This window comes from Bradyrhizobium sp. CSA207, from assembly GCF_029051685.1.
Lineage (GTDB): Bacteria > Pseudomonadota > Alphaproteobacteria > Rhizobiales > Xanthobacteraceae > Bradyrhizobium.
Map to the genome: position 1 here is coordinate 159,198 of NZ_JAACFT010000003.1, position 24,347 is coordinate 183,544.

The 24,347-nt window shown below is 63.7% G+C and carries 30 protein-coding genes; 9 read left to right on the forward strand and 21 right to left on the reverse strand.

Annotation, left to right across the window (positions count from 1 at the left end; all coding sequences use genetic code 11):
• Positions 1–217: 217 nt before the first annotated feature.
• Positions 218–1,600: an allophanate hydrolase gene (gene atzF / locus GWG65_RS04080; RefSeq protein ID WP_275194103.1), complete on the forward strand. Its 1,383-nt coding sequence runs from the start codon at positions 218–220 to the stop codon at positions 1,598–1,600.
• A gap of 74 nt (positions 1,601–1,674) precedes the next feature.
• On the opposite strand, the gene GWG65_RS04085 is transcribed toward atzF, so the two are convergent.
• From GWG65_RS04085 to GWG65_RS04100, 4 genes are all read right to left on the reverse strand, one after another.
• Positions 1,675–2,400, reverse strand: a complete 726-nt coding sequence (locus tag GWG65_RS04085; protein ID WP_275194104.1) for a Crp/Fnr family transcriptional regulator — start codon at positions 2,398–2,400, stop codon at positions 1,675–1,677.
• A gap of 88 nt (positions 2,401–2,488) precedes the next feature.
• The gene (locus tag GWG65_RS04090; RefSeq protein WP_275194106.1) at positions 2,489–3,349 is read right to left on the reverse strand and encodes an ABC transporter ATP-binding protein; all 861 of its coding nucleotides are present in this window, start codon (positions 3,347–3,349) and stop codon (positions 2,489–2,491) included.
• Positions 3,349–4,197, reverse strand: coding sequence for an ABC transporter permease (locus GWG65_RS04095; RefSeq protein WP_275194107.1), 849 nt, complete (start codon positions 4,195–4,197; stop codon positions 3,349–3,351). The genes GWG65_RS04090 and GWG65_RS04095 overlap by 1 nt, the downstream gene beginning before the upstream one ends.
• Positions 4,188–5,189, reverse strand: a complete 1,002-nt coding sequence (locus GWG65_RS04100; RefSeq protein ID WP_275194108.1) for an NrtA/SsuA/CpmA family ABC transporter substrate-binding protein — start codon at positions 5,187–5,189, stop codon at positions 4,188–4,190. Before GWG65_RS04100 ends, GWG65_RS04095 begins: the two co-directional genes overlap by 10 nt.
• 320 nt (positions 5,190–5,509) lie before the next feature.
• On the opposite strand from GWG65_RS04100, the gene GWG65_RS04105 reads away from it, so the two are divergent.
• Entirely contained in the window at positions 5,510–6,217 is a 708-nt protein-coding gene (locus GWG65_RS04105; RefSeq protein WP_275194109.1) for a glutathione S-transferase, read from the forward strand.
• A gap of 64 nt (positions 6,218–6,281) precedes the next feature.
• Here GWG65_RS04105 and GWG65_RS04110 read toward each other — a convergent pair whose 3' ends face one another.
• The 3 genes from GWG65_RS04110 to GWG65_RS04120 form a co-directional block, all read right to left on the reverse strand.
• Positions 6,282–6,956, reverse strand: a complete 675-nt coding sequence (locus tag GWG65_RS04110; protein WP_275194110.1) for an isoprenylcysteine carboxylmethyltransferase family protein — start codon at positions 6,954–6,956, stop codon at positions 6,282–6,284.
• 123 nt (positions 6,957–7,079) lie between these two features.
• Positions 7,080–7,253 carry a hypothetical protein gene (locus GWG65_RS04115; RefSeq protein ID WP_275194111.1) on the reverse strand — a complete coding sequence of 58 codons (174 nt, stop codon included), beginning with the start codon at positions 7,251–7,253 and terminating at the stop codon, positions 7,080–7,082.
• Between the two features lie 302 nt (positions 7,254–7,555).
• On the reverse strand, positions 7,556–8,035 hold the full coding sequence (locus GWG65_RS04120; protein ID WP_275194113.1) for a hypothetical protein: 480 nt from the start codon (positions 8,033–8,035) through the stop codon (positions 7,556–7,558).
• Between the two features lie 87 nt (positions 8,036–8,122).
• On the opposite strand from GWG65_RS04120, the gene GWG65_RS04125 reads away from it, so the two are divergent.
• The 3 genes from GWG65_RS04125 (at position 8,123) to GWG65_RS04135 (ending at position 10,418) form a co-directional block, all read left to right on the forward strand.
• Positions 8,123–8,362 (forward strand): hypothetical protein, encoded by a 240-nt coding sequence (locus GWG65_RS04125; protein ID WP_275194114.1) that lies wholly within the window; start codon positions 8,123–8,125, stop codon positions 8,360–8,362.
• A gap of 36 nt (positions 8,363–8,398) precedes the next feature.
• Positions 8,399–8,632: a type II toxin-antitoxin system RelE/ParE family toxin gene (locus tag GWG65_RS04130; RefSeq protein WP_275194281.1), complete on the forward strand. Its 234-nt coding sequence runs from the start codon at positions 8,399–8,401 to the stop codon at positions 8,630–8,632.
• A 115-nt stretch (positions 8,633–8,747) separates the two neighbouring features.
• Positions 8,748–10,418 (forward strand): fumarate hydratase, encoded by a 1,671-nt coding sequence (locus GWG65_RS04135; RefSeq protein WP_275194115.1) that lies wholly within the window; start codon positions 8,748–8,750, stop codon positions 10,416–10,418.
• A 127-nt stretch (positions 10,419–10,545) separates the two neighbouring features.
• Here GWG65_RS04135 and GWG65_RS04140 read toward each other — a convergent pair whose 3' ends face one another.
• The 6 genes from GWG65_RS04140 to GWG65_RS04165 form a co-directional block, all read right to left on the reverse strand.
• Entirely contained in the window at positions 10,546–11,469 is a 924-nt protein-coding gene (locus GWG65_RS04140) for an SH3 domain-containing protein (protein WP_275194116.1), read from the reverse strand.
• Between the two features lie 12 nt (positions 11,470–11,481).
• Positions 11,482–11,778 carry a hypothetical protein gene (locus GWG65_RS04145; protein ID WP_275194117.1) on the reverse strand — a complete coding sequence of 99 codons (297 nt, stop codon included), beginning with the start codon at positions 11,776–11,778 and terminating at the stop codon, positions 11,482–11,484.
• A 96-nt stretch (positions 11,779–11,874) separates the two neighbouring features.
• Positions 11,875–12,429 carry a septation protein IspZ gene (locus tag GWG65_RS04150; RefSeq protein WP_275194118.1) on the reverse strand — a complete coding sequence of 185 codons (555 nt, stop codon included), beginning with the start codon at positions 12,427–12,429 and terminating at the stop codon, positions 11,875–11,877.
• A 28-nt stretch (positions 12,430–12,457) separates the two neighbouring features.
• Positions 12,458–13,030 (reverse strand): hypothetical protein, encoded by a 573-nt coding sequence (locus tag GWG65_RS04155; protein ID WP_275194119.1) that lies wholly within the window; start codon positions 13,028–13,030, stop codon positions 12,458–12,460.
• Between the two features lie 75 nt (positions 13,031–13,105).
• A complete protein-coding gene (locus GWG65_RS04160; RefSeq protein ID WP_275194120.1) occupies positions 13,106–13,369 on the reverse strand; it encodes a hypothetical protein in 264 nt (87 codons plus the stop codon).
• 142 nt (positions 13,370–13,511) lie between these two features.
• Positions 13,512–14,909 (reverse strand): carotenoid oxygenase family protein, encoded by a 1,398-nt coding sequence (locus GWG65_RS04165; protein WP_275194121.1) that lies wholly within the window; start codon positions 14,907–14,909, stop codon positions 13,512–13,514.
• Positions 14,910–15,014: 105 nt separating this feature from the next.
• Between GWG65_RS04165 and GWG65_RS04170 the strand changes: the two genes are divergently transcribed.
• Positions 15,015–15,743 (forward strand): TetR/AcrR family transcriptional regulator, encoded by a 729-nt coding sequence (locus GWG65_RS04170; protein WP_275194122.1) that lies wholly within the window; start codon positions 15,015–15,017, stop codon positions 15,741–15,743.
• 24 nt (positions 15,744–15,767) lie between these two features.
• Here the strand turns inward: GWG65_RS04170 and GWG65_RS04175 are convergent, their stop codons facing one another.
• Positions 15,768–16,406 carry a hypothetical protein gene (locus tag GWG65_RS04175; protein ID WP_275194123.1) on the reverse strand — a complete coding sequence of 213 codons (639 nt, stop codon included), beginning with the start codon at positions 16,404–16,406 and terminating at the stop codon, positions 15,768–15,770.
• 130 nt (positions 16,407–16,536) lie between these two features.
• Between GWG65_RS04175 and GWG65_RS04180 the strand changes: the two genes are divergently transcribed.
• Positions 16,537–17,103: an SET domain-containing protein gene (locus tag GWG65_RS04180; protein ID WP_275194125.1), complete on the forward strand. Its 567-nt coding sequence runs from the start codon at positions 16,537–16,539 to the stop codon at positions 17,101–17,103.
• 140 nt (positions 17,104–17,243) lie between these two features.
• Here GWG65_RS04180 and GWG65_RS04185 read toward each other — a convergent pair whose 3' ends face one another.
• A complete protein-coding gene (locus GWG65_RS04185) occupies positions 17,244–17,642 on the reverse strand; it encodes a hypothetical protein (protein WP_275194126.1) in 399 nt (132 codons plus the stop codon).
• 42 nt (positions 17,643–17,684) lie between these two features.
• Positions 17,685–17,915, reverse strand: a complete 231-nt coding sequence (locus GWG65_RS04190; RefSeq protein WP_275194128.1) for a hypothetical protein — start codon at positions 17,913–17,915, stop codon at positions 17,685–17,687.
• 100 nt (positions 17,916–18,015) lie between these two features.
• Between GWG65_RS04190 and GWG65_RS04195 the strand changes: the two genes are divergently transcribed.
• Both GWG65_RS04195 and GWG65_RS04200 read left to right on the forward strand, forming a co-directional pair.
• Positions 18,016–18,837, forward strand: a complete 822-nt coding sequence (locus GWG65_RS04195; protein ID WP_275194129.1) for a helix-turn-helix transcriptional regulator — start codon at positions 18,016–18,018, stop codon at positions 18,835–18,837.
• A gap of 69 nt (positions 18,838–18,906) precedes the next feature.
• Entirely contained in the window at positions 18,907–19,572 is a 666-nt protein-coding gene (locus tag GWG65_RS04200) for a DsbA family oxidoreductase (RefSeq protein ID WP_275194130.1), read from the forward strand.
• 7 nt (positions 19,573–19,579) lie between these two features.
• Here GWG65_RS04200 and GWG65_RS04205 read toward each other — a convergent pair whose 3' ends face one another.
• The 5 genes from GWG65_RS04205 to GWG65_RS04225 all read right to left on the reverse strand — a co-directional run bounded on the left by GWG65_RS04205 (position 19,580) and on the right by GWG65_RS04225 (position 24,338).
• Positions 19,580–20,749, reverse strand: a complete 1,170-nt coding sequence (locus GWG65_RS04205; protein ID WP_275194131.1) for a GNAT family N-acetyltransferase — start codon at positions 20,747–20,749, stop codon at positions 19,580–19,582.
• 152 nt (positions 20,750–20,901) lie between these two features.
• Positions 20,902–22,341 (reverse strand): cytochrome c oxidase accessory protein CcoG, encoded by a 1,440-nt coding sequence (gene ccoG, locus GWG65_RS04210; RefSeq protein WP_275194133.1) that lies wholly within the window; start codon positions 22,339–22,341, stop codon positions 20,902–20,904.
• A 37-nt stretch (positions 22,342–22,378) separates the two neighbouring features.
• Positions 22,379–22,582 carry a DUF2892 domain-containing protein gene (locus tag GWG65_RS04215; protein WP_275194134.1) on the reverse strand — a complete coding sequence of 68 codons (204 nt, stop codon included), beginning with the start codon at positions 22,580–22,582 and terminating at the stop codon, positions 22,379–22,381.
• 29 nt (positions 22,583–22,611) lie between these two features.
• Positions 22,612–23,055 carry a thioredoxin TrxC gene (gene trxC / locus GWG65_RS04220; RefSeq protein ID WP_275194135.1) on the reverse strand — a complete coding sequence of 148 codons (444 nt, stop codon included), beginning with the start codon at positions 23,053–23,055 and terminating at the stop codon, positions 22,612–22,614.
• Positions 23,052–24,338 carry an FAD/NAD(P)-binding oxidoreductase gene (locus GWG65_RS04225; protein ID WP_275194137.1) on the reverse strand — a complete coding sequence of 429 codons (1,287 nt, stop codon included), beginning with the start codon at positions 24,336–24,338 and terminating at the stop codon, positions 23,052–23,054. The genes trxC and GWG65_RS04225 overlap by 4 nt, the downstream gene beginning before the upstream one ends.
• Positions 24,339–24,347: the final 9 nt, after the last annotated feature.

Below are 24,347 nucleotides of genomic sequence, written 5' to 3' on the forward strand. Positions count from 1 at the left end.
CTCTACTGCTGGCCCGAGATTCATGGCGCCGCGATTCAGTCCGCGGCGCCATTTTAATTTCTCACGGTTTCATCTCTCACGGAAGGTATCCGGGCGCTCGCCGAGCGTGTGCGCTCGCCCCTGGTGACGACTCGCGTTCGGGCAAGGCACTTAATTGCTTGTTGCACAAGCAGCCCTCCCGCAATCTCGATCACGCCGGCCGACAGGGAGATACTCAGTGAGCCAGTCCATTGCGCGCTCCGGGACACGCCACGAAGTCATTGCGAAAAATTCCATGTCGCCGCTGGAGGCGATCGATGTGGCCTATGACCGGATCGAGGCCGAACGTGACCGCAACTGCTGGATCCATGTGCGTCCAAGGGATGAAGCACGTGAGGAGTGCCGCAGGTTCATGGCACGCGCGCGAGCCGGCGAGAGCCTGCCGCTGCTCGGCATTCCTTTTGGCGTCAAGGACAACATAGACGTCGCGGGAATGCCGACCACCGCCGGGTGTCCGGCATTCAGCTACATACCCTGGCATTCCGCGCGCAGCGTCGAGCGTCTCGTAGCGGCCGGAGCCATCTGCCTTGGCAAGACCAATCTCGATCAGTTTGCCACGGGACTCTCCGGAGCGCGCTCACCCTACGGCTCCTGCGCGTCAGTTGCCGATGCACGCTACGTCTCGGGCGGCTCCAGTTCCGGCTCGGCGGTTGCTGTGGCGGCCGGGCATGTCGCATTCGCGCTCGGCACCGATACCGGCGGCTCCGGCCGCATTCCTGCCGGCTTCAACGGCATCGTCGGGATCAAGCCAACGCTGGGGCTGGTGTCGTCGCGCGGCTTGGTGCCGAACTGCCCGACCCTCGATTGCGTTTCGGTGTTCTGCAATACCATCACCGACGGCGAGGCGGTCCTCGACGTCATCGAAGGGTTCGATCCCGAGGATCCCCACAGCCGTTCGCCCCAAGATTTGTCCGGCGGCAGGGTCGGGCCGTGGTTCCGGTTCGGCCGCATTGCCGCGGCCAATGTCGAATGCTTCGGCATGCCCGAATGCGGTGAACTGTACGAGCGTGCTTGTGAGCGTCTTTCGCAAGCCGGCGGAACACCGATCGAGATTGACTTCGCCCCATTCCGCGAGACGGGCGAGTTGATGTTCAATGGCCCTTGGGTTTCCGAGCGCCGTTCGGCCATCGCCGCGCTCATCGAAATCGAAGCTCCTCCCTTGCTCGAGGTCACGGGGGCCGTGCTGAAATCGGCGCTCGGCTATTCGGCAGTCGATGCGTTTGGCGCCATCCACTCGCTCTATCGGCTGCGCCGGGACGCGGAGAAGATCTTTGCCGGCATTGATGTGCTGATGGTCCCGACGGCGCCACGGCCGTTCACGCTCGAGGAGATGCACCGCGATCCGATCACCCTCAACAATCGCCTCGGTTACTACTCCTATTTCGCCAATCTGCTTGATCTCTGCGGCGTGGCTATTCCGAACGCGACGTTGTCAAACGGAATGCCGATGGGCGTGACGCTGCTGGCGCCGGCCTGGCAGGATCGAGCACTGATCGGCCTGGCGCGCCAGATCGAAGGCAAGTGCAGCAGCGCGGCGTTCGAGCTGAAATCCCGCGCGTGAGTGCGATCGACGCCTGAGCGTGATGGTCGATGGCTAAATCAGCTGCCAGCTCTCTTCCCTCGCTCTAAGAAGCTCTAGTTCATCTCGCGATCGAGCGTCGAAAGATCAAGAATCGAAATCATCGATCGATCGTAGGTGATGACGCCTTCCTCCTGGAGGCGCGCAAGTTGCACCGTCACCCACTGACGGGTGGATCCGATGAGGTTTGCGAGATCGCCGTGGGTAAAAGGCATGCCAATGACGGTTTCACCGTCGCGCTGCACGCCATAGACGTGCGAGAGGAAGATCAACAGCCGATGCAGCCGCTCGGTGACTGACCGCGTCCCCAGCATCTGGGCCATCGCCGAATAGCATCGCGCCTTGAAAGCGAGCGCATCCAGCAGGGCCACCGCGATCGATGCGGATTCCAGCGCGAGGCGCCGCAAGGCCAAGCCAGGCAGGAACGTCAGCAGGCTGCGCTCCGCTGCAACCGAGGTCCACATATGTGGACCCATTCCGAAGATATCGGGACCGCCGACGAAATTGCCCGCAAACCAGTAGGCGAGCGTGACCTCCCGTCCCGAGGGCGCCACGTAATAGCTGCGAACGCGCCCCTCGCGGATGAGATAGATTCCGCTCTGTGCATCGCCCTGGCTCCAGACCAGCTGCCCCGCTTCCAAGAGCTTTTCTCGTCCGATCGCGCGCAACCGCTTGCAATCGACGCTGCTTAGGCCATCCAACAGGCCGGGCAGCGGCCTCACAAGTTTGTCCGACTCCGCCAGCATCACGCCAGCCGCTACCGCGCTATTCGCCCTCTGCATCGCCGGCTCCACGTCAAGAGACGACTTCGATCATTCAAGAACCATGCCAGCGCGCTAGCGGTTTGGCGTCACGCGAGCATCGGCGCGGTCAGCTCGAGTCCGATTGATTGAACGCCCGTAACCCTTCCGCGCGAATGACTTCGAGGCAATCTCGCTTGAGCGCCAGGTAGGTCGGCTCGATCAGGATCGCGCTCGACCGCGGACGCGGCAGGTTGACGGCGATTTCCCGCAGGATGCGACCGGGCCCCGCGCTCATGATCAGGACGCGGTCGGCCAACACGATGGCTTCATCGATATCGTGCGTGACGAACACGATGGTCGCCTTGATCCGGTCCCGCAGCTCCAGCAGATTGTCCTGCATCACCGCTCGGGTCTGCGCGTCAAGTGCCCCGAAGGGCTCGTCCATCAGCAGAACGCGCGGCTCATTGGCAAGTGCTCGCGCAATTGCGACGCGCTGCTGCATGCCGCCGGATAGCGTGTTTGGATAGGCGTCGGCGAAGCGTTTAAGCCCGATCATCGCGATCAGATCGTCCGCGATGGCACCGGCCTCCTTCGCGGACTTTCCGAGCATTCGCGGGCCGTGGGCGATGTTTCTGCGAACGGACTTCCAGGGAAACAGATGCGGCTGCTGAAACACCATTCCGATATCAGGCCGCGGATGGCCCACAGGCGACCCCTCCACCAGGATTTCGCCTTCGAACGGCACCTCCAGCCCGGCAATCGTATTGAGCACTGTCGACTTGCCGCAGCCCGAAGGACCGACGATGCAAACGAACTCGCCGGCTGCGACGTCGAAGGAAACCCGGTCTACCGCGATCATCTGGCCGCGATTGGTGTCGAACACGATGCTCAGGTTTGAGACTTGTATCGCCGGTTGCTCCGACACCGTCTTGACAGACGGCTGCGAACTTGCGAGCGCCAGTTTTGTGGTCGACCGATATCCCGACATCAGCGCCACCAAACCGTTCGTTCTGCAAGAGCGGCAAACAGGCGATCGGCAATGAAGGAAATCAGCCCGAGCGCCGCCAGCCCGCCCATCACCTGGCCTGTCTGTAGATTTTGCTGCGCGATCTCGATCCGGTAGACCACGCCCGCAAACGTGCCGGCAAGTTCCGCTGCGACCAGCGTGTAGAAGGAGATGCTGACAGCAGTACGCAGCCCGACCACGATGTAGGGCAACGCGCCCAGCAGAATGATTTCCTGTAGCATCTGCCGCCGCGGCGTGCCGAGCATCAACGCGGCGCGGATCAAGCCGCGGTCGACCTTCTGAACGCCGATATGGGTCGACAGCCATACCGTGAAGAATACGCCCCACACGACGAGAAACAGCTTTCCTGCTTCCGACAGGCCAAACCAGAGAATGACGATCGGCACGAAGGCAATCGGCGGGATTGGCCGCAGGATCTGGAACAGCGGCGACAGCAGGCTGGAAACGACGGGAAATTGGCCCGTGAGAATGCCGAGCAGGACGCCGAGCGCGCTGCCGAGGAGGAAACCTGCGGTGACCCGATAGAGGCTTGCCGCCACGTCCCAAAAAAACTGTCCGCTTCGCATCCATTCCAGGACGGCTGCCGCAACCACGGTCGGTGGCGGGAATAGCACCATATTGACGATGCCCGATCGGGAGGTCAGCTCCCAAAGAATAATGAACAGGGGGATCGAAAGCACTCCAACGAGGACATTGAGACGACGAAAGCGGCCTGAGCTCGGCCGCCGGCCAGGGCGATCAGCCCCGGTCGTCACCGCAGCGCGCTTCGGAGTCTGGTTCTGCACGATCGCTTCGGCACCTATTTCCACGACAGGGTGACTCGCGCGGGATCGAGTTTCTTGAGCGGCTCCGCGGCGATGATGTTGCGGAAATCCGGCATCGTCGCACCCGGCGGATGATTGCCGCTTTCAAGGCGCCATGCCGCGTGTGTTCGAAGGATTTCGATCAGCCGGTCGTCAAGACGCACCCGGTAGACATACTCGGACCAGATCGCCGAGAGTTCGTCCCGCTTCATGCCGGCCGCATCCGCCACCACCGCGATCGCTTCGTCCGGATGCGCTTTCATCCAGATTTCGGCATCGATCAGTGCGCCGATGAACTTCTCGACCAGCGCGGGATTGGCGTCGAGATAAGGCCGCATCACTACGATATTGAAGGTCTCGGAGTAGGTCCCCTTTGTGTCGAGTTCGCCGGCAGCTTCGCCGAGCGCCTTCTTCGCGTTGGAGATGTGTGGCTCCCAGGTGTCGAACGCATCGATGCTTCCGGCCGCCAGCGCCGGCAGCATCTCCTGCGGGCGCAGATTGACCAAGGTGACGTCCTTGGCCGTCAAGCCCGCCGATTTCAACAGCGTCGCCGTATAGACCTCGCTGCCGGTGCCGGCGGTGAACGCGATCCGCTTGCCGCGGAGATCCGCTCTGGTTTTGATGCCGGCCTTGGCGGCAACCACGGTCTTGAGATCGGAATATTCCATGCCGGCCACGAAGGCGATCGGCTGGTTTGCCATCGCTGACGCGGTGACCGGCGCTTCCGCCGTCGTTGCAATATCCGCGCCGCCGCCAATCACGGTGTCGAGGCACTGCTTGCCGGAGGTGAAGTTCGATACCGTGATCTCCAGTCCATGCTTCTCGAAGATCCCTTTCGACTTGGCTACGATCGCAAGGCCGGAAATCGGCCCGAGGTTTTGCGCAAGGCGAGCCTTCAGGAGTTCCTCGGCGGAGGCGCAGTCCGGTCCGGCGGCAAGGCATGAAAGCGCGACATAGCTCGCAAGCGCTGCAATGCGGCTGGTGGTCTTCCGATGCATGAACGATCTCCCCTAGCGCCGCGGCTCGCGGCAAAGCCCGATCGCGGACACCGCCCTGAACGGCCCGCAGCAAATTGTCCCCACGTCCTCCCTGGGCGATCACTTTGCGATCGGCCAAGCTCGGCATGCTCGCCGGCCGCAGCGGTCTGGGGAAGCAATTAATCGACATGGGCTGTCCGGCTCCGTGCCGCAGGGGTGGCAATAGGGAATTCCGTCGCGCCGGTGAATCGAGCGTGTGTGTGCGTCAAGCGTCTAGCGCTGACGGAACCGTGGCCTGCGTGCTACATTGGTATGACCGCACCCACGTTCACGGACCTCTCATGAAATACGAACTCTACTACTGGCCCGAGATTCAGGGCCGCGGCGAATATGTGCGGCTGGCGCTGGAGGAGGCGGGCGCGACGTACGTCGATGTCGCACGCGGTCCGCGCGGCACCAGTGCGATGATGAAGATGATGGACGGGCGTGGCGGCACGCCGCCGTTCGCGCCGCCGTTTCTGAAAGCGGGCAAGCTCGTCATCGGCCAAACCGCAAACATCCTGCTCTATCTCGGCGTCCGCCACGGGCTCGCGCCGAAGACGGAAGCAGGCCAACTGTGGGTGCATCAGCTTCAGCTCACTATCACCGACTTCGTGGTCGAGATCCACGATACCCATCATCCACTCGGGCCTTCGCTATACTACGAGGACCAGAAGCCGCCCGCGAAGAAGCGAACGGCCGATTTCTGGAGCGAGCGCGTGCCGAAATATCTCGGCTATTTCGAGCAGCTTCTGACCGATCATGGCGATGCCTACGTCACCGGCCGCAAATTGACCTATGTCGATCTTTCGCTGTTCCAGATCGTCGACGGGCTGCGCTACGCTTTCCCGAAACGGATGAAGGCTTTCGAGACAGATATCCCGGGCCTGGTCGGACTGCACGACCGCGTCGCGGCGCGGCCGAACATCAAGGCCTATCTCGCCAGCGACCGCCGCATTGCTTTCAACGAGCAGGGCATCTTCCGCCGTTACCGCGAGCTGGATGATTAGCCGGTCCGTCAGTCGATCGGAGCACAAGATGCTTTCCCAACGGCCCGGCGTTATTGATGCGCGCTCACCAGACACCCGGCAGCAGGCGATAGGGCACCCGGGCCGCATAGTCGTTATAGCCCGGCAGGCCCTCTCTCAGCGTGCGCTCTTCGATGCGGATGCGGACCGCGAACAGGGCGAGGAAGACAGGCGTCATCGCAAGTCCCCACCATGACCCCAGCAGCAGCGACAGGCCGGCGAAGAACAGGATCATGCCGCTATACATGGGATGGCGGACATGGGCGTAAGGCCCGGTCGAGATCACGCGCTGCGCGCGCTCGGCTTGCAGCTTCACCACGGGCGCGGCGAATGAGTTTTCGCGGAACACCCACATCGTGAAGAATGTCGAGGCCATGAACAGCAGAAAACCGAGCGCCTGTAGTGCGAGCGGCACGTTGGACGCGAGATAGCGCCGGTCGATCCCCATGGCGGCCAGCCAGGCCACCATCGCCAGCACGAACACGGCCATGAAGGCCTTGTCGGCGGGCGGCTGGTCCTTCTGGATGACCGGACGAAGACGCTCGGCCAACAGCGCCGGATCGAGCCGGTAAAGCCACCAGCCGCAGAGCGGGCCGAACAGGGCGGACGCGAGCAGCATCGCCCAGGCGCCGGGCCAGTGTAGCGTTCCGGCGGACGCAAACAGCAGCGCGCCCATCCCGACAACGAAGATCGTATTCTGCAACAGCAATTTTGCGATCATGCGCGGTTCCCCGGGCAATGTCGCATAATGCATAATATTCGCTTGGCCATCCGGCAAAGATGGGGCCGGACGCGGAACAGGCCCGATCAACCGGATCAGGCGAATCATCGTCGGCGGGCCCGATCAGGCGAGCTGATCGATCCGTGTGCCCTGTCCCGGCGGCAGCGGCGCCGGCGGCGGCGGCTTGTAGGTCGGGTCGGTATCCTTGGCCTTGGTCTGATCGTCCTGCTGCTTGGTCGTGTCGTGGCTCGGGACCACGATCGCGATCGGCGGCGGTGCAACGCTGGAAACACTCATCCACACATCCTCACAGATGGAAACAATCCACACTGGCCTGCGAGGAACGAAACTTCCGTCAAGGCAATCGCTAAAATGCAAGGGATTGGCGCGCTGAGCGCTGCCTGTGCTTCCGTGAGCGCACGATTCGAAAGAGCGGTCACTCTCTCCTCCGTCATTGCGAGCGTAGCGAAGCAATCCAGAATCCCTCCGCGGAGACAGTCTGGATTGCTTCGCTTCGCTCGCAATGACGGAGTTTGTGGCGGGCAGCGTCTCGTACGCGCCAGCTGCGTGTGCGACGGAGCGGGACTGCAGGCGTGCGCCTACTCGTCCTTTGGCCGCGTGATCGCGATCGCGGCGTCCGTTTTCGTGCGCGCGCATTCCATGTTGAGGCGCTTGTACCGCATCGACACCTTGTCGCCGCGCAACAAGCCCATCCGCTTCAGGCAGCGTGTGGCGCCGGTCGTGGTGTCGCCCTTCGGCAGCGTGAAAATGATCGCGGCTGCGGACCCGACCAGATCATAGAACTGCGGCGTCGGCTTGCGGTCGCCCTTGGCATAGAGCTCGTTGGCGTAGGTCTTCCCCTGTGCGCGGCAGCCGAGCGACAGCTCCTTCGCCGCCGGGTGGTTGAGATAGATGATGTTGGCGGCCTTGAAGTTGACCTTCAGCTTGTCGATACCGCCCGCGAGCTGTTTGGCGATGTCGTCGCACTGGTCCGCGCGCGCAGGCGCGGCGAGGGCGACAAGACCGGTGATGGCGGCGGCAAGCAGAAGCGCGCCGCGGACGTTCAGTTTCAAAATCATGATGAAATGCCCCTTAGGGGGCCATTGAAGCGTCCGAGCGCGCGAAGTGCAAGGGCGGGTCTTTCATGTTGGCAGGTGCGTGATATTATGAAACACATGAGCAAAGAGCAGGTAAAGACCATCCTGGACCGCGTTCTGACCTGGCCGCCCGAGCGTCAGGAAGACGCGGCGAAGATGCTGATGCTCATGGAGTCGCAGGACGAGAGCGTCCATCGGTTGACCGATGAGCAGGTCGAGGAGGTTCGCCGCCGTCGGTCCGATCCGAATGCGCGCCGGCTCACCCTCGAGGAGTTTAGGGAACGGCTCGATCGGCGCCTCGGCGAATGAAGGTCGTTATTCACGAGTCGGCGGCTCGTGATCTCGATGCGGATCTCTCAGGATAGCCCGCGCGCGGCAGCCAGGGTGGCCGATCGCATCAGGACGAAAGTCGAGCGCCTTGCCGTTTCCGGCCTGTCTCACGTAGGTCGTCCGGGTTTGCTTGAAGGGACGCGAGAGCTGGTGGAGGCTCCCTACATCATCGTCTATGCGATCGATCAGCCAAACCAGCTAATTGACGTATTGGCCATTCTTCACGGGGCGAGGCATCGCGAAATCTAGGGCTCACCCATAACTTAGGCGAGCTTCCGAAGCGCTTCCTTTTACGGCAAAAAAGCTTAGAACGCTTCTATGCTAGGGGCCCGCGCGAGGGCTCCAAAACCCCGAGATTCGCCCCATGAACGCTCCCACCGCATTCCCCGATCCGTCAAAGCCCGTCCCGCCCTATAAGCACACACCGCTGTTCCCCCTCGGCAAGGACGAGACGCCCTACAAGAAGATCACGGCCGAGGGCGTCCGGGTCGAGAAGGTCCTGGGCAAAGACATGCTGGTGGTGTCGCGCGAGGCGCTGCGGGCGCTGTCGGAAGCCGCCTTTGGCGACATCAACCATTATCTGCGGCCCGGCCATTTGAAGCAGCTCCGCGCGATCCTCGAGGACGGCGAGGCCAGTCCGAACGACAAGTTCGTCGCGCTCGACTTTTTGAAGAACGCCAACATCGCCGCCGGCGGCGTGCTGCCGATGTGCCAGGACACCGGCACGGCGATCATCATGGGCAAGAAGGGCTGCAACGTCATCACCGACGGTGACGACGAGGCGGCGCTGTCGGAAGGCGCGCGTGACGCTTACCTGCGCCGCAATCTGCGTTACTCGCAGGTCGCGCCTCTGTCGATGTACGAGGAAAAGAACACCGCCAATAATATGCCGGCGCAGTGCGAGATCTACGCCGAGGGTGGCTCTTCAGAAGTAGATTCGGCCTACAAGTTCATGTTCATGGCGAAGGGCGGCGGCTCCGCCAACAAGAGTTTTTTATTCCAGGCCACGCCCTCGGTGCTGACCAGGGACCGGCTGCTCGCTTTCCTGAAGGAGAAGATCCTGACGCTCGGCACCGCCGCGTGCCCGCCCTATCACCTCGCCATCGTGATCGGCGGCACCTCGGCCGAGCTCTGCATGAAGACGGTGAAGCTCGCCTCGGCACGCTATCTCGATGCGCTGCCGACCCACGGTTCGCCCGACGGCAACGCCTTCCGCGACGTCGAGATGGAGCAGGAAATTCACAAGATGACGCAGTCACTCGGCGTCGGCGCGCAGTTCGGCGGAAAGTATTTCTGCCACGACGTGCGCGTGATCCGCATGCCGCGCCACGGCGCCTCGCTGCCGATCGGGCTTGGCGTGTCCTGTTCGGCTGACCGTCAGGTGCTCGGCAAGATTACCAAGGACGGCGTCTATCTCGAAGAGCTCGAGCACAACCCGGCGCAATATTTGCCGCAGGTCGAGCAGTCGCTCGGCGGCGAGGTCGTCAAGATCGACCTCAACCAGCCGATGAAGGACATTCTGGCGACCTTCTCGCAATATCCGATCAAGACGCGGGTCTCGATGACCGGCACCATGATCGTGGCGCGCGATTCCGCGCATGCCAAGCTGCGCGAGCGGCTGGAGAAGGGCGAGCCGCTGCCGGATTACTTCAAGAACCATCCGGTGTATTACGCCGGCCCCGCCAAGACGCCCGAAGGCTACGCCTCCGGCGCGTTCGGCCCGACCACCGCGGGCCGCATGGATTCCTTCGTCGACCAGTTCCAGGCCGCGGGCGGCTCGATGGTGATGGTGGCGAAGGGCAACCGCGCGCCGGCGGTGCGGGAGGCCTGCAAGAAATATGGCGGCTTCTATCTCGGCTCGATCGGCGGTGCGGCGGCGAACCTCGCCGAGCACTGCATCAAGAAGGTCGAGGTGCTCGAATATCCCGAACTCGGCATGGAAGCGATCTGGCGCATCGAGGTCGTCGACTTCCCCGCCTTCATCATCATCGACGACAAGGGCAACGACTTCTTCAAGGAGTTGAACCTGGGCTGATGAGGGAGGCCTCTCAACTCGTCGTGGCCGGGCTTGACCCGGCCATCCATCTCTCTTCAAGGAAAGATGAATGCGCGGGTCAAGCCCGCGTATGACACGATGAGTAGCCGGCGAAGTCCGGCGCGCGCTAACTGCAATTCGTGACCTGGTTGGAGCACAGCCCGCGCCACCAGCCGCGGACGCCGTCCTGGCTCTCGACGAGACTCCAAAAGCCGCTGCATGCGAGCAGCCGCTTCGGGCCGCCGTCGGTGTCGATAGGGTCGCCAAGCTCGCGTTGCGCCGGCATCCATCTGGCGTCGACGAAGGGGGCCTGGAATAGGCCGCCCATGCGCGTGCCGCCATTGGCGTAGGCCGCACCAACCTTGTTGGCTGCGACCCAGCCGCGTCCCGCATAGGGCTTTGGCGCATTGCGCGGATACTTTGTTTCGTCCTCGTAATTCTTGCCCGGCGGTTTGGCGCCTTCGATCAGAAACCAGCCGTCCCTGAAACCGATGATGCGGAATTCGGTGAGCCAGCCGCCCTCGGGCGTGTTCTCGCTGCCGCCGAGCTTCAGCCGGTAGGGCGGCGGCAGCGTGCCGAGCACGCGCGCCTTCACCGAGGGTTCGGCGCGCACGTTGAGGCCGCTCGGATCCTTGTCGATCGACCACGCGCCGAGATCGCAGGGCTCGGTACCCTCGGGGAGCGTTGCGCGTTTCGCCGCGAGATCGGCGTGCAGCTTTGCGGAATCGATGTCGTCGTCGTCGGGATCGGGTTCAGTGCGCGGCTTCAATTGAGCCGATACGGCCTGTTTTCCGTCCTGCGTAAGCGTGACCGTGAGCGCTTGGCGCGCAGCGAACACGCTCGCTGGCATCTTCGGGTCGTTCGACGTTGCCGGATAGACGGCGAGATAGCCGGTCGAACCGTCGGTTCGATATGCTGCGCCGGCCACGTAGCCTGCCGGCACCAGTGCGAGCGCGCTTGCGCGCCACGCCGGTTCGATGTCGTCCGCACGCCCTGCCGTCGGCGTCGCGACACACAGGATTGTCGCTGCGATAAGACGGAGAACGCGCATGGTCGCCGTGCTCTACGCGCGCGTGCCCGTGAACGGAAAGCTGCCCATCGGGCCGAGGCCCATCTCGCCGCTCATGCTGTCGCCGGACGCCGTTCCAATGAACTCGAGCGTCAACGGCATCGGATTGGTGATCGAGACCTTCCAGTTGACGGCGTCGCCGCTGATGCTGCCGTCGAAAATCTCGGCGGAATTGCCATCGTCGCCCAGTGTGCCCGTCAGCGTACCGCCGGAGCTCAAAAGGGTCAGCGCCGCCTGGCGCTCGCCCATTGGCGTCGTCATGGTCAGATTCCAGTTGCCGTCCACGGCCATTCCCGTCTCCCAAGGTCATCCGGCGAAGCGCGACGATCCGCGGCCGGTCCAGCGCCGAGCCTATAACCCAACTCGGAGCCCCTGCCTAACACTGTGTCAGGCGCGCGCAGCGGCGCGCAGTCGGCTTGTGACGATGAGCCGCAGAACGACATATTGCACGGCAAAAGCCAGGATCTTGGCGCCGCCGGCAACCACGGAAATGTAGAACGCCCACAGTTTCAGGTCGCCGGTGGAGGCGACCGCGATCGTGCCGGCGCCGATCACGAACATCAGCACCGACCAGGCATAGCCCGCAGCCGTCACATATTCCGGAACCGTCCCGGCGACGACCGGCGGCATGTAGCGCAGCATCCAGCCGCGCTTGAGCATGATGACGCCGATCGCGAAATGCGCGATCGCGGGCTTCGCCAGCATGAAGCGGGGATCGTTGGTAAGGAGCGTCATCGCCCCCAGCACGATGACGAGCGCGAGGCTCGCATAGGTCATAAAGCTCAACTGGCTTCCTTTGACGCGGGCGTAGATCACCTGTGCGATTGCACTGGCAATCGCCACCGAGGTTGCCAGGACGACATTGTCGGTGATGAGATAGATCGCCAGGAAGATGATGGCCGAAAGGAAGTCGGAGGCGAGGCGGGCAAACACGTCCTTCATCGTCGATCCTTTTCGGGTCAAGCTTCGATCAGCTGTTGGGCAGCGCCGCGGCTGCGGCGATGTCCTTGATCCTGCGATACTCAGGATACCACTTCGTAAAATATATCGCGCCGTTGCGGGCTGCAAATGCGATTGCGAGGCTCGACCAGATCGGGAGGCCGGGCACATAGAGCAGGACGACGTTGGCCGCCATCATCAACAGCATGGCGGCGGTCCAGGCCGCGGTGATCGTGTAGTTGGCGCGCAGGAAACCCGGCACTCCTGCGGTCTCCGCGGGCACTTCTTCCAGCGCATATTGCAGCGTGAAGGGACGGCGGACCAGCATCGAGCCCAGCGAAATGAGGAAGATGCCGGCGTCGACTGACACTTTGACCGCAATCTCGCTCAGCGCGGGATGGGCAAGGGCGAGGTAGAGGCCGATACCGGCGAACAGCATCGCCGAGCCGGCGGCGAGGATCTTCACCGAGCGGCCGCGCATCACGTCCACTGCGATGGTGGCGAGGCAGATCGCGGAGGCCGCGAACACGCTCACCGTCGCCGAGGTCACGAACAGCAGGAAGGTGTAGACGCCGTAGGGGGCAAGGATCAGGAAAATCGTCATGGGCCGTCTCGGTGGGTCAATCTTTACGATGTAAAGATAGCTAGTTCAGGGACCATGCGCGGTCAAGCGAAATCTTTACAGTGTCAAAATAATGTAAGCGACCTGCAAAAGATGAGCTGCAGCAATGGCTTGGTCGGATACCTCTTCGGCGAATTCCGCCCAGGGCAGAAGCGACAGTATCGGCAGCGCGCAGGCGATCAAGAGGCCTATGGAAAGCAGGATGCCGCCGCTGAAGGTGGTCTGGTTGCTCCGCCGCAGCCGGATCATCTGGAATGCGAGCGCGGCGCAGGCCAGGGCAAGGACTGCGAGGCAATCGGCGGTGATTGAGGGCATGCGCATGGGAGGCCTCTCTGGTGACACATCTAAGCTGTCATTCCGGGGCGACGCAAAAGCGTCGAACCCGGAATCCATCGGGCGGCAACACGCGTGGCGAAATGGATTCCGGGCTCGCGCCAATTGGCGTGCCCCGGAATGACGGGAGCTACTGCGCTCCCACCCAATTGCCGTGAAAACCATCGGGCACGCGGTGGCCGAGCTGTACCAGCGCGACGGGGCCGACCTCGACATCGGTGGCGTTGAAGATGGCGAGGTCGCTGCGGTTCTCCCGCGCGCGCCAGACCACCGCGAGCAGCCAGCCGTCGCCCTCGGGCGCGTCTTTCGATCGCTCGACGAACACCGGCTCGGAGATGGTGTCGCCCGCCGGAAGCAGATAATGGCCGAGCCGCCTGCCGGCGCCGTCGACATGGACGATGCCAGACAGCGCGCCGAACATCGGCAGCCTCGGATTGGCGCAGGCGTACCAGCCATGACGGTTCTTCAGCCCGGCGCGGCGATCGTCGATGCGCGGGAATTCGCCGGTGAGATCGTCCAGATAGGTTTGCTGGAAGCGGTCGGTATTCCCGGCAAGATCGAACGTCCAGCGACAGTGGCGTGCGCGCGATTTCTCGGGATCGGTCGGCCGGCCGTCGGGATGGGGAAACAGCGGCGCTTCCTCGAACTGCATGACGTCGGCGATGATGCGATCGCCATCTTCCCACGCATTCATGACGTGGAAGACGTAGCAGGCCTCCGCACGGAACCAGACGATGTCCTTCGCCGTGCCCTTGCGCTTCATCACGCCGACATAGGCGCCCTTGTCCGGCTCCCAGGCATATGGCGGCCGTCCGCTCATCGCACGCTCCATGCTGCCGGTGATCGGCAGGATCGGAAACAGGACGTGGTTTGCGGTGACGATGAAGTCGTGCACCATGCTGGCATAGGGCGCCTCGAAACGCTCGAAGCGTGTTGCCTTGCCCGACGCATCGATCGATCCGTAGGAGAGGGCGGATGTCAGCGGTCCCGCCGCGTTGTAGCCGAAGAACACGAGCTCGCCGGTGACGGGATCGATCTTCGGGTGCGCCGTGAAGCTGCCGGCGACGCGGCCCTGATAATTGTGATAGCCGCGCGTTGCCAGCGTGCCCGGCTCGATCTCGGTCGGCAGATGCGCTTCCTCCAGCGCCAAGAGCTTGCCGGCATGGAAGATGATGTTGGTATTCGCGACGCCGCTATCGCTGAGGTTTGCCGGCGCATCCGGCAGCTTGCGGCCGAAGCCACCGAACAGCGCGCGGCCGGCGTCGTGCTCGGCGAGCCACTTCGGCGTGCGGACCCAGCGGTTGCGGTAGCTGGCGCGGCCGTTTTCGAGGTGAAATGCGTGCAGCATGCCGTCGCCGACGAACCAGTGCGCGCCGGGAGAGTCGAACTGCGGATTGGGGCCGTTGCGATAGAGCGTGCCGTTCAGCTCGCGCGGCAATTCGCCGACGATCTTGAGGAAGGGCGCGTCGGCCTCGAACGGGATCGGCGCGAGATTGTTGCGGCGCTCGGCGACGGTGTCCTGCTGCACGGCGTATCCTCCCGATCTTTACATCGTAAAGATTAGGTAGCGCCGATGACCTTGCCCGTCAAGTGAAATCTTTACACTGTCAATATTGCGTCATATAGCTTGCCCATGGCCAAATCCGAAACGAAGACCGAAACGGCACGCCGCATCCGTACGACATCGCCCGCTTCCCGCGGGCGGCTTCGCCCCGCGCCGCGGACGGCGAGCGCCAAGGCCGAGACGCCCTATCACCATGGCGCCCTGCGCGAGGCGCTGCTCCAGGCGGCCGAACGGGTGCTGGAGCGCGAGGGCCTCGCCGGTCTCACGCTGCGCGCGGTGGCGCGCGAAGCGGGGGTGTCGCATGCAGCCCCGACGCATCATTTCGGCGACCTGACCGGTCTCGTCAGCGAACTCGCGGCGATCGGCTTCCGCCAGTTCAACGCGGCGATGGTCTCGGCCTGCGACGCCGCCACCACGCCGCTCGAGCGCATGCTGGCGCGGCCGAAGGCCTATGTCGCCTATGCGCAGGCCCATCCGGGCATGTACGGCCTGATGTTCCGCACCGAGCGGCTCGACCATTCCAGGCCTTCGCTGCACGAGGCGGCCGAGGCCTCGTTCGCCGGGCTCGCCAATGCGATCGGCGCGATGCGGCAGGAGCAGATCAGCGGCGATGCGCTAACGCTCGATCAGGGCGCGGCGATCGCGCGCGCGTGGTCAATGGTGCACGGCTTCACCACGCTGCTGCTCGACGGACGGCTCAAGGATATTTTGGAGCGGCTGCCCAAGGGGACCACGGCTGAACAGCTCCTCCAGGCGATGCTGACGTCGACGGTGACGCCGAAGCCGCCAGGATGCTGACCGGATCGGCCACCAGGCGAACGCCTAACGCCTGGTCGCGACCTCGACGGCGCGGCCGATCGCGCCGATGATCTTCGCCTCGTCCTCGCCGCATCGAAAACCGCGGGCAATCTCGTCCGCGGCCTTGCGCGCTAGCTCATTGGCGTTTGGATTGGCGACGGCGTCGACATAGGCGACATGGCAGACCGGTCCGGGCGGCAGCCGCGTGACGACGAGCATGGCCTTGGTGTTGGGCCGTCCCTGCTTGTCGAGGTCAGTCCCGTCAGCGATGTGCCAGCGCTGGATGATGGCGAACGGCTTTGCGCCATTGGTGCGCCACTCGACGGTGGTTTCGGACGAGTTGAATGGGCCGAACCAGAGCTTTGCCGCCGGTTCCTCGGCAGCGAGCTTGCGATTGCGGCCGACCGAGACGACTTCGCGAAGATCGTCCTCGGCGATCAGCACGATGAGGCCGTCCTTGCCCGGGCACACGCGCGTGGTGCTGCCGTCGAGCTCGCTGGGCTTGCCGATCTGGCGGCAATCCTTCGGCGCGGTGGAGGTGTAGGTGCTGCCCAGCGATTGGGCGGCGGCGCGATCAAGGCCGGTGCCCATCAGCAACAGGGCCAGGCACAGGGTGGCGATGCGGGTCATCATGAGGCCTTGATGCAGCGGAACTCCTTCCATCTGACGCGTTCATTGTGGGCAAGGTTCAAACAAGCCCGGGAGACACCTGACATGGGCGCGGAATCGTTCTAGAAGAGCGGCTTCGCTTGGGCTTCATCGAGCCTTGTTCGCGTCCTCTGTTTTACTGATCATGCCAACCACCTCGTCGAACAAACCTTACCGCGTCGGCCGCTCCAAGACCGGGCTCGGCCTCTTCGCCACCAAACCGATCAAGAAGGGGACCCGGATCGTCCGCTATTTCGGGCCGATTCTGGATTCGCGCATCCCCGAGCATGATGACATCGAGAACAAATACCTGTTCGAACTCAACGGCCGCTGGACCATCGACGGCTCGGTGCGCAAGAACCTCGCCCGCTACATCAACCATTCTTGCCGGCCCAACGCCGAATCCGACGTCCGTCCGCGCGAGCGCAAGGTCTATATCCGCGCCATCAAGAACATCGAGCCGGGCGACGAGATCAACTACGATTACGGCACCGACTATTTCAAAGCCTATCTGAAGCCGATCGGCTGCAAATGCGAGTCTTGCGAGAAGAAGCGCAAGAAGCTGCGCGCCGAAGCCCGGGCTGAGCGCGCCAAGGTCAAGGCGCGCGCGGTGCGCAAGGCCGACAAGACCGCTGGCAAGGCCCCGGCCGCGAAAAAGAAAAAGCTGAACGGCAAGCACTTCGGCGGCAAGGTCGGACGCTCGCGGGCGTAGCGCAAGCTCCTAACTCAGCGGTCATGCCCCGCGAAAGCGGGGCATCCAGTACGTCGCGGCTTGTCAGTAGACAATGACCGCCTCTGGAATACTGGGTCGCCCGGTCGAGCCAGGCGACGACTCCTAGTGATGGCTGACCTTCACACCGCCACCGCACCCTCGCTCTTCCGCAATCCCACATATTGCAGCTCGGCGAACACACCCGTCGCGATCGCCTGCGCCACAACCATGAGTTCGCCGGAAAGATTCGGCGACACCGCGTCCGAGAACAGCAGCGCGATGCTTCCGACGGTCCAGGCGGCGTTGCCGATCACGACCAGCAGGACAAGCGGCTTCGGCACCGCTGTGCGCGAGGCGAGCCAGCCGACCAGCGCGGTGTAGGCGACCAGGAACAGGCCGGTTTCGCGCAGCAGCGCTTCAGGCAGGTTGAAGAGCGCCGCAAACGCGCTCGCACCGAAGGTGAAGCCAAGGGCGGCGACGCCGCTGAAGATGGCGTCGGCGAGCAGCGCGCGGCGCAGGAAGATGGATGCATTAATCATCATGGTCTCCTCTCATGGTTTGGGGTGGGCTTGGGGTGGAACTCAGTGCTGTCCGCGCCACCAGGCTCGGACGAGAGCGGCGAGGCGGAAGGGACAGAGGCACTTGCAAACGCCATGTTCGAAGGCGACGACCTGCGCGACGACATAGTCGCCGGTCGAATGCACCAGCGGCTCGGGCATGTTGAGGCCGCGCGCGAGCATGCGGGTTGCGAACGTTGTGGCCCAGGGCTCGATGTGGTCTGCAAGGGTGCGGTAGAGCAGCAGCGCAATCATGGTCATCTCCTGTGCCAGGGAAGATGCGCTGGCCGGAGGCTCAATTCGATTACTTCGGAGGTAATGGATGGGGTGAAATCCGCATGCTAGGTTTTCGACCATGAACGCACATGCATCCACGGCCCGGACCGAACGCAGCCAGCCGATCCATATCGGCGATCATTTGCGCGAATGGCGGCAGCGCCGCCGCATGAGCCAGCTCGATCTCGCGGGCGAGGCCGAAATCTCCTCCCGGCATTTGAGCTTCGTCGAGACCGGCCGCGCCGCGCCCTCGCGCGAGATGGTGCTGAAGCTCGCCGAGCGTCTCAACGTGCCCTTGCGCGAACGCAACGTGCTGCTGGTCGCCGCCGGCTACGCGCCGGCTTTCCCGCAGCGTCCGCTGGAGGATCCCGCCTTGAAATCAGCCCGCCAGGCGATCGACCTCGTTCTCAAGGCGCATGAGCCCAATCCGGCGCTCGCGGTGGACCGGCAATGGAATCTCGTATCCGCCAACCGCATGGTGGCGCCGCTGCTCGAGGGCATTCCGCAGCGGCTGCTCGGCCAGCCCTTCAACGTGCTGCGGCTTGCCTTTCATCCCGAGGCGCTGGCGCCGCGCACGGTCAATCTCGCGGAGTGGTGCGGACATCTTTTGGAGCGATTGCATCGGCAATGCGAGGCGACGGCCGACCCGGAGCTGATCAAGCTCTACAACGATCTCAAGAGCTATCCGATTCCGGCGCGGTCGGGACCTTTGTCGAGCGACAACGTCGCGATCCCTTTCAAGCTCCGCCATCAGGGGGAGATTCTCAGTTTCTTCTCGACCACCATGGTGTTCGGCACGCCGGTCGACATCACCCTGTCGGAGCTGGCGCTGGAGACGTTCTTTCCGGCCGACGAGCGCACCGCCGAGCGGCTGAAGCAGATGGCGGCAAAAATGGGCTAGCGCTCTTGCCTCGGGGCGCCCTGGACTTATCTTGCGGGGAACCCGCATCGCCCGAAGGAGGCGCCTGATATGAGCACGCTGAAACCGCTCCAGATCGACGTCGTCTCCGACGTGGTGTGCCCCTGGTGCTACATCGGCAAGCACCGGATCGAGAGCGCGCTCGCGCTCGCGCCCGACGTTCCGGTCAAGCTCAACTTCCGTCCCTTCTTCCTCAATCCCTGGGTTCCGCGCGAGGGCATCAGCCGCGAGGACTATCTCACCAAGAAGTTCGGCTCGGTCGAGGCCTATAAGGGCATTGCCGGCCGCGTCGTCGCAGCCGCGGGCGAGGAAGGCCTCGTCTACCGGCCCGAGTTGGTCGCACGCCAGCCCAATACGACCGACTGCCACCGCCTGATCCTCTGGGCGGAAGCGATCGGCAAGGCGCCCGAGATGAAGCAACGTTTGATGGAGCTCTATTTCCGCGACGGCGGCGATCTCACCGACGTGAATGTGCTGGTGCAGGCGGCGGCCGATATCGGGCTCGATGCAGACGACGTGCGCCGCCGCCTTGCCACCGACGAGGACGTCGCGCGCGTCTCGGGCGATGCGCAGGAGGCAGCGGAGAAGGGCATCTCCGGCGTGCCGACCTACGTCTTCGCGCAGAAGTACGCCGTCTCAGGCGCTCAGGACCCGAACATGCTCGCGCGTGCCATTCGCGAAGTGTCGGCGGAGATCAATGCGCAGGCGGCGGAGTAGTTCGCTTTTATTTGCGCAGCAGGTGGATGACGCGCCGCGCTGTTTCGTACGCGAAGCCGTGCGCGATCAACGCCGCGTGAATCACGGCCACCATTGGATCGTTCCGCTTCAGCGGAATCAGCGCGTCGCCGATCGCCAAGCGCCCGCGCCAGATCGGGTTGATCATGGGATGATCGGCGCTTGCGGTGGAATCTGCGCTGGCGATTGACGGATCGGCGCAGAGATGGCGGGTGAGCTCGAGCGTGAGCTGCACGCCCGGCGAATATTTTGCGAAGCGCTCGTCGATGCCGAGCTTGAAGAAGAAGGCGCGGTCCTGATGCCGCAGCACGATGCCGGCGGCAACCGGCGTCGTGCCGGCACGCAGCGTGACGATCTCGCATTGCGCGGTCTCCGCCAGCGCCGGCACGGCGCGGCGGATGAAGGTCGCATCGCCGGCATTCTGGAGTAGCGCGGTGCCGCGCTTGCCTTTCCAGCCGCTGGCTTCGAGCTGCAGGAATGTTTCGAGCGCGGGCCCGATCTCGTCCGGCCGGCGCGCAATGTCGAACACGATTGGTCCGTGCTCCTCCAGGCGATGGCGCTGGCGGCGCAGCTCCTTGAGCTTCTTGGCGCCAAGCGCCTCGCGCAACAGCACGTCGCCGTCCTGCGTCGCATCGAGACTGGCGCGAATGTAGGAGCTGAGAATGCGCGGCTTCAATCCGGTTCGGCCGAGCACCTCGCGGAGCGACATCATCGCCGCGCCGTCGAGTGCGACGTCGCGCAGGATCAGCGCGTGTGCGCCGGCCTCGCGCGCCTGCTGCAATAGTCGTGTTGCAGCTTCAGTCGTAGCGTCGCGGTCGATCAGCGGACTGCACAGCGTGCCATAGGGATGCGCGCTCGCCAGCGCGGGCAGGGGGATCTTCCAGGCACGCCAGAGTGAGATGGCCGGCATCAGGCCGATCAGCCGCTTCGAAGAGCTGTCGAACGCGGGGAGCGCCGAGGCCTTGGTGCGGTCGCGCGCGGTTGCGCTGACGGCGAGTTCCCAACCGGGCAGGTAATAGCCGTTCGGCTCAATCGCCCGCTGCGCGAGCGCGCGCCACTGGCCGGGTTCGATCGCCGTGAGCGGGACGAGCGCGCGCGTCGTCGCGGCGCCCTCTGCCGATGCCGGATTGATCGCAGCCTGGTGCGCGATGTCGACCACGTCCCGTCGTCCCCGTTCACGCGGGCAAAATCCGCGCTACGCGGCCATGCTTAGCGCAAAGATTGGAAAATACGGTTGGCCCGCCGCTTCAATTCTAGCGGTAGTATTAACGTTGCGTTGAGCATCCGGCGGCACGCCGCCGGATAAGGGCGCTATCGGTCGGCCGGGACGAAATGGTCGCGGGCGCTGGCGCTTTCGCCGCTGGCGACATCAGTGATCCTGATCGCGATATCAGCCGCGTTCGGCGGCAGATGGGCGGGACCGACCTGCACCGATACCCTGACCTCGCGGGTCTGATCCTGTCCGACCTCGACGACCGGCTTGCGACCTGGCTCAGACTCGATGCCGGCGACGTGAACGGCCGCGCCCGGCAGGCCCGAGACCTCCAGCGTGAATGATCGCTGCACGCCCTTGTTGAGGAGCCGCACGGTGTAGTCGTTGCGGATCCCGCCGTCCGAGAGCTGCACGAACAGCGGATTGCGCTCGTGCAGCACGTTGACGTCCATCGTGCCGCGCGTGGCAAGCGCATAGAGCATGATGCTGCCGACGATCGCAATCGCGGCGGCATAGACGAGGGTGCGGGCGCGGATGATACGGTAGACCGGCGCCTTGCCTTCGCGGCGCCGCTGCATGTTGATGTCGGTGTCGTAGCCGATCAGCCCGGCGGGCCGGCCGATCTCGCGCATGACATTGTCGCAGGCATCGATGCAAAGGCCGCACTGGATGCAGCCGAGCTGGATGCCGTGGCGGATGTCGACGCCGGTCGGACAGACATTGATGCATTGGTGGCAATCGACGCAGTCGCCGGCGACGTCGCCATGAGTGCGGGCGAGTTCCGCTTTCTTCACCGACATGCGCGGTTCACCGCGATCGCGCCGGTAGGTGACGTTGAGTGCCCATTCGTCGGTGAGCGCCGCCTGGATGCGCGGCCACGGGCACATGTAGATGCACATCTGCTCGCGGGCGTGACCGGCAAAGACGTAGGTGGTGGCGGTCAGGATGCCGATCCAGAGATAGGCGGCGAAAGGCGCCTGGAAGGTCGCAAGGTCCTTCACCAAAGTCGGCGCGTCGGCGAAATAGAGCACCCAGGCGCCGCCGGTCCACCAGGCGATCATGATCCAGAGGAAATGCTTCAGTGCGGCCTTCCTGACACCGTCGAAGGTCCAGCCGCGTTTGTCTCCGAGCATGCGTTCGCGCCGGTCGCCTTCCACCCAGCGCTCGACGGCGTAGAAAAGGTCGGTCCACACCGTCTGCGGGCACATGTAGCCGCACCATAGCCGGCCCGCGACGGCGTTCATCAGGAACAGCATCATGGCCGCGATGATCAAGAGACCGGTGAAGTAGTAGACCTCCTGCGGCCACAGCTCGATGAAGAAGAAATAGAAACGGCGATGGGGGAAGTCGATCAGCACGGCCTGGCTCGGCAGGCCGGCGCCGCGATTCCAGCGCACGAACGGCAGCAAATAGTAGGTGCCGAGCGTGATACAGAGAATCGCCCATTTGATGCGGCGGAACTGCCCGCTCACCGACTGCGGATAGACCTTCCTGCGCTTCTCGTAGAGAGGCCCTTCGATGAAGGTGTCGTCGGTCATGGCAAATTCCCCCGCACTAAAGCTTACGTTTGCATGCTCACGAGAACGCGCAGCCGCCGCGCAGTCCGAGCTTCTTGAACACGATCGCGGCCGGGCAGAAGCCGGTAAACGAGGCCTGCATCATGTTCAGCCCGGCGAAGGCCGTCAGCAGATACCAGTAGGCGTTGACGTAAGTACCGAGCGCCAGACCGAGCAGGACGACGAAGCCTGCGAAGGCAAGGACAGCTTTATCGACATTCATGATTTACTCCTCTTGAAGATGCGGTGACGTTACGATTGGTTGAGGCTCGTTTCGGTCCAGGCCACGATGCTGCGCGCGTCCATTGCGCCTGCATGGCGGGCGATCTCGCGGCCGCCGCGCATCAGCAGCAAGGTCGGGATACCCGAGATGTTGAGATGCGACGACAAAGCGGGCGCCTTGTCCGAGTTGAGCTTCAGGAGCCGGACTTTCGGCTCCAGCTTGTGCGCCGCGCGCTCGAACATCGGCGCCATGGCGCGGCAAGGTGCGCACCAGGGCGCCCAGACGTCGACCAGCACGGGGATGTCGCTATTGGCGACATGGCGGCCAAAGGCTTCCTCGTCGACCTCGACGGGATGGCCGGTGAACATCGGCTGGTGACAGGCGCCGCAGCGCGCAGCTTCCGGCGCGCGCTCGGCCGGCAGGCGGTTGGTCCGCCCGCAATGACCGCAGACGATCTGGTGTGTCGCGTTCATGTGCCCGTCCGAACCTCCTTGATCTTGGCGATGTTCAGCTTGTCGAGCAAAAAGCGCTCATAGAACGGCGCGCTCTCGCCGCGTCGCATCTTGCGCAGGAAGTACTTTTCGAAGGCAACTTTGGCGTAGTGAACCCACTCGCCTTTGGACGACCAGTTGACGTTGCGCGGCGGAATCTGCGGTTGTGCCAGGAAGGCGACGCCGGAATCGCCAAAGTCGGCCAAACAAATCGCGTTCCAGGTCGGTTGCGCCGTGGGTTCGTTGCCACGGAGCAGGGCGCCGACATTGATTGCAGTCGCGGTCACCATGGATTCGATCATGAAACCGGTCTTCGGCACGCCAACCGGCACTGGTGTCGCCGCCACCGGCGGGATCGCAACGCAGACGCCGACTGCGAAGACGTTGGTGAAAGCGGGGTTGCGCTGGTACTTGTCGACGACGACGAAGCCGCGCGGGTTGGTCAACTTCTCGATGCCACGGACGGCCTCGACGCCGCGGAACGCCGGCAGCATCATCGAATAGGCGAACGGCAGTTCGTGCGTCTTACGCACCGCGCCGTCGTCGGCGAGTTCCTCAACGATCATCTTGCCGGCTTCGACGCCCTTGACGCGCGCGTTGGTGATCCACTTGATGTGCTTCTCGCGCATCTCGCTTTCGAGCAGGCCCTTGGTATCGCCGACGCCGTCGAGTCCGAGATGGCCGATATAGGGCTCGGAGGTGACGAAGATCATCGGCACCCGATCGCGCAGCTTACGCCGGCGCAGCTCCGTTTCCAGGATGAACAGAAATTCGTAGGCCGGGCCAAAGCAAGAGGCGCCCTGAACGGCGCCGATCACGACGGGGCCGGGATTCGACGCGAGCGTATCGAAGGCGTCCCGCGCATGGGAGGCGTGGTCGACGTGGCAGATCGATTCGGTGTGGCCCTGCGGCCCGAGCCCCGGAATCTCGTCGAAGGCGAGTTCAGGTCCTGTCGCGATCACCAGAAAGTCGTAGTCGATGGATGTCCCGTCGCCGAGTTCGATCTTGTTATCGGTCGGATGAACGCGTTTCGCACCTTGCGTGAGCAAGCGAACGCCCTTGCGCTTCATGATGTCGGCGAGATCGATCTCGATCTCGCTGCGCTTGCGCCAACCGACTGCGACCCAGGGATTTGAGGGGACAAAGTGATAGACCGCGCCCTGCGAGACCACGCTGAGGCGATCGTCCTTTCTCAACTGGGGCAGCAATTCATACGCCATCAACGTTCCGCTCAGCCCGGCTCCGAGTACGACAACTTCCGCCATGGGTACCTC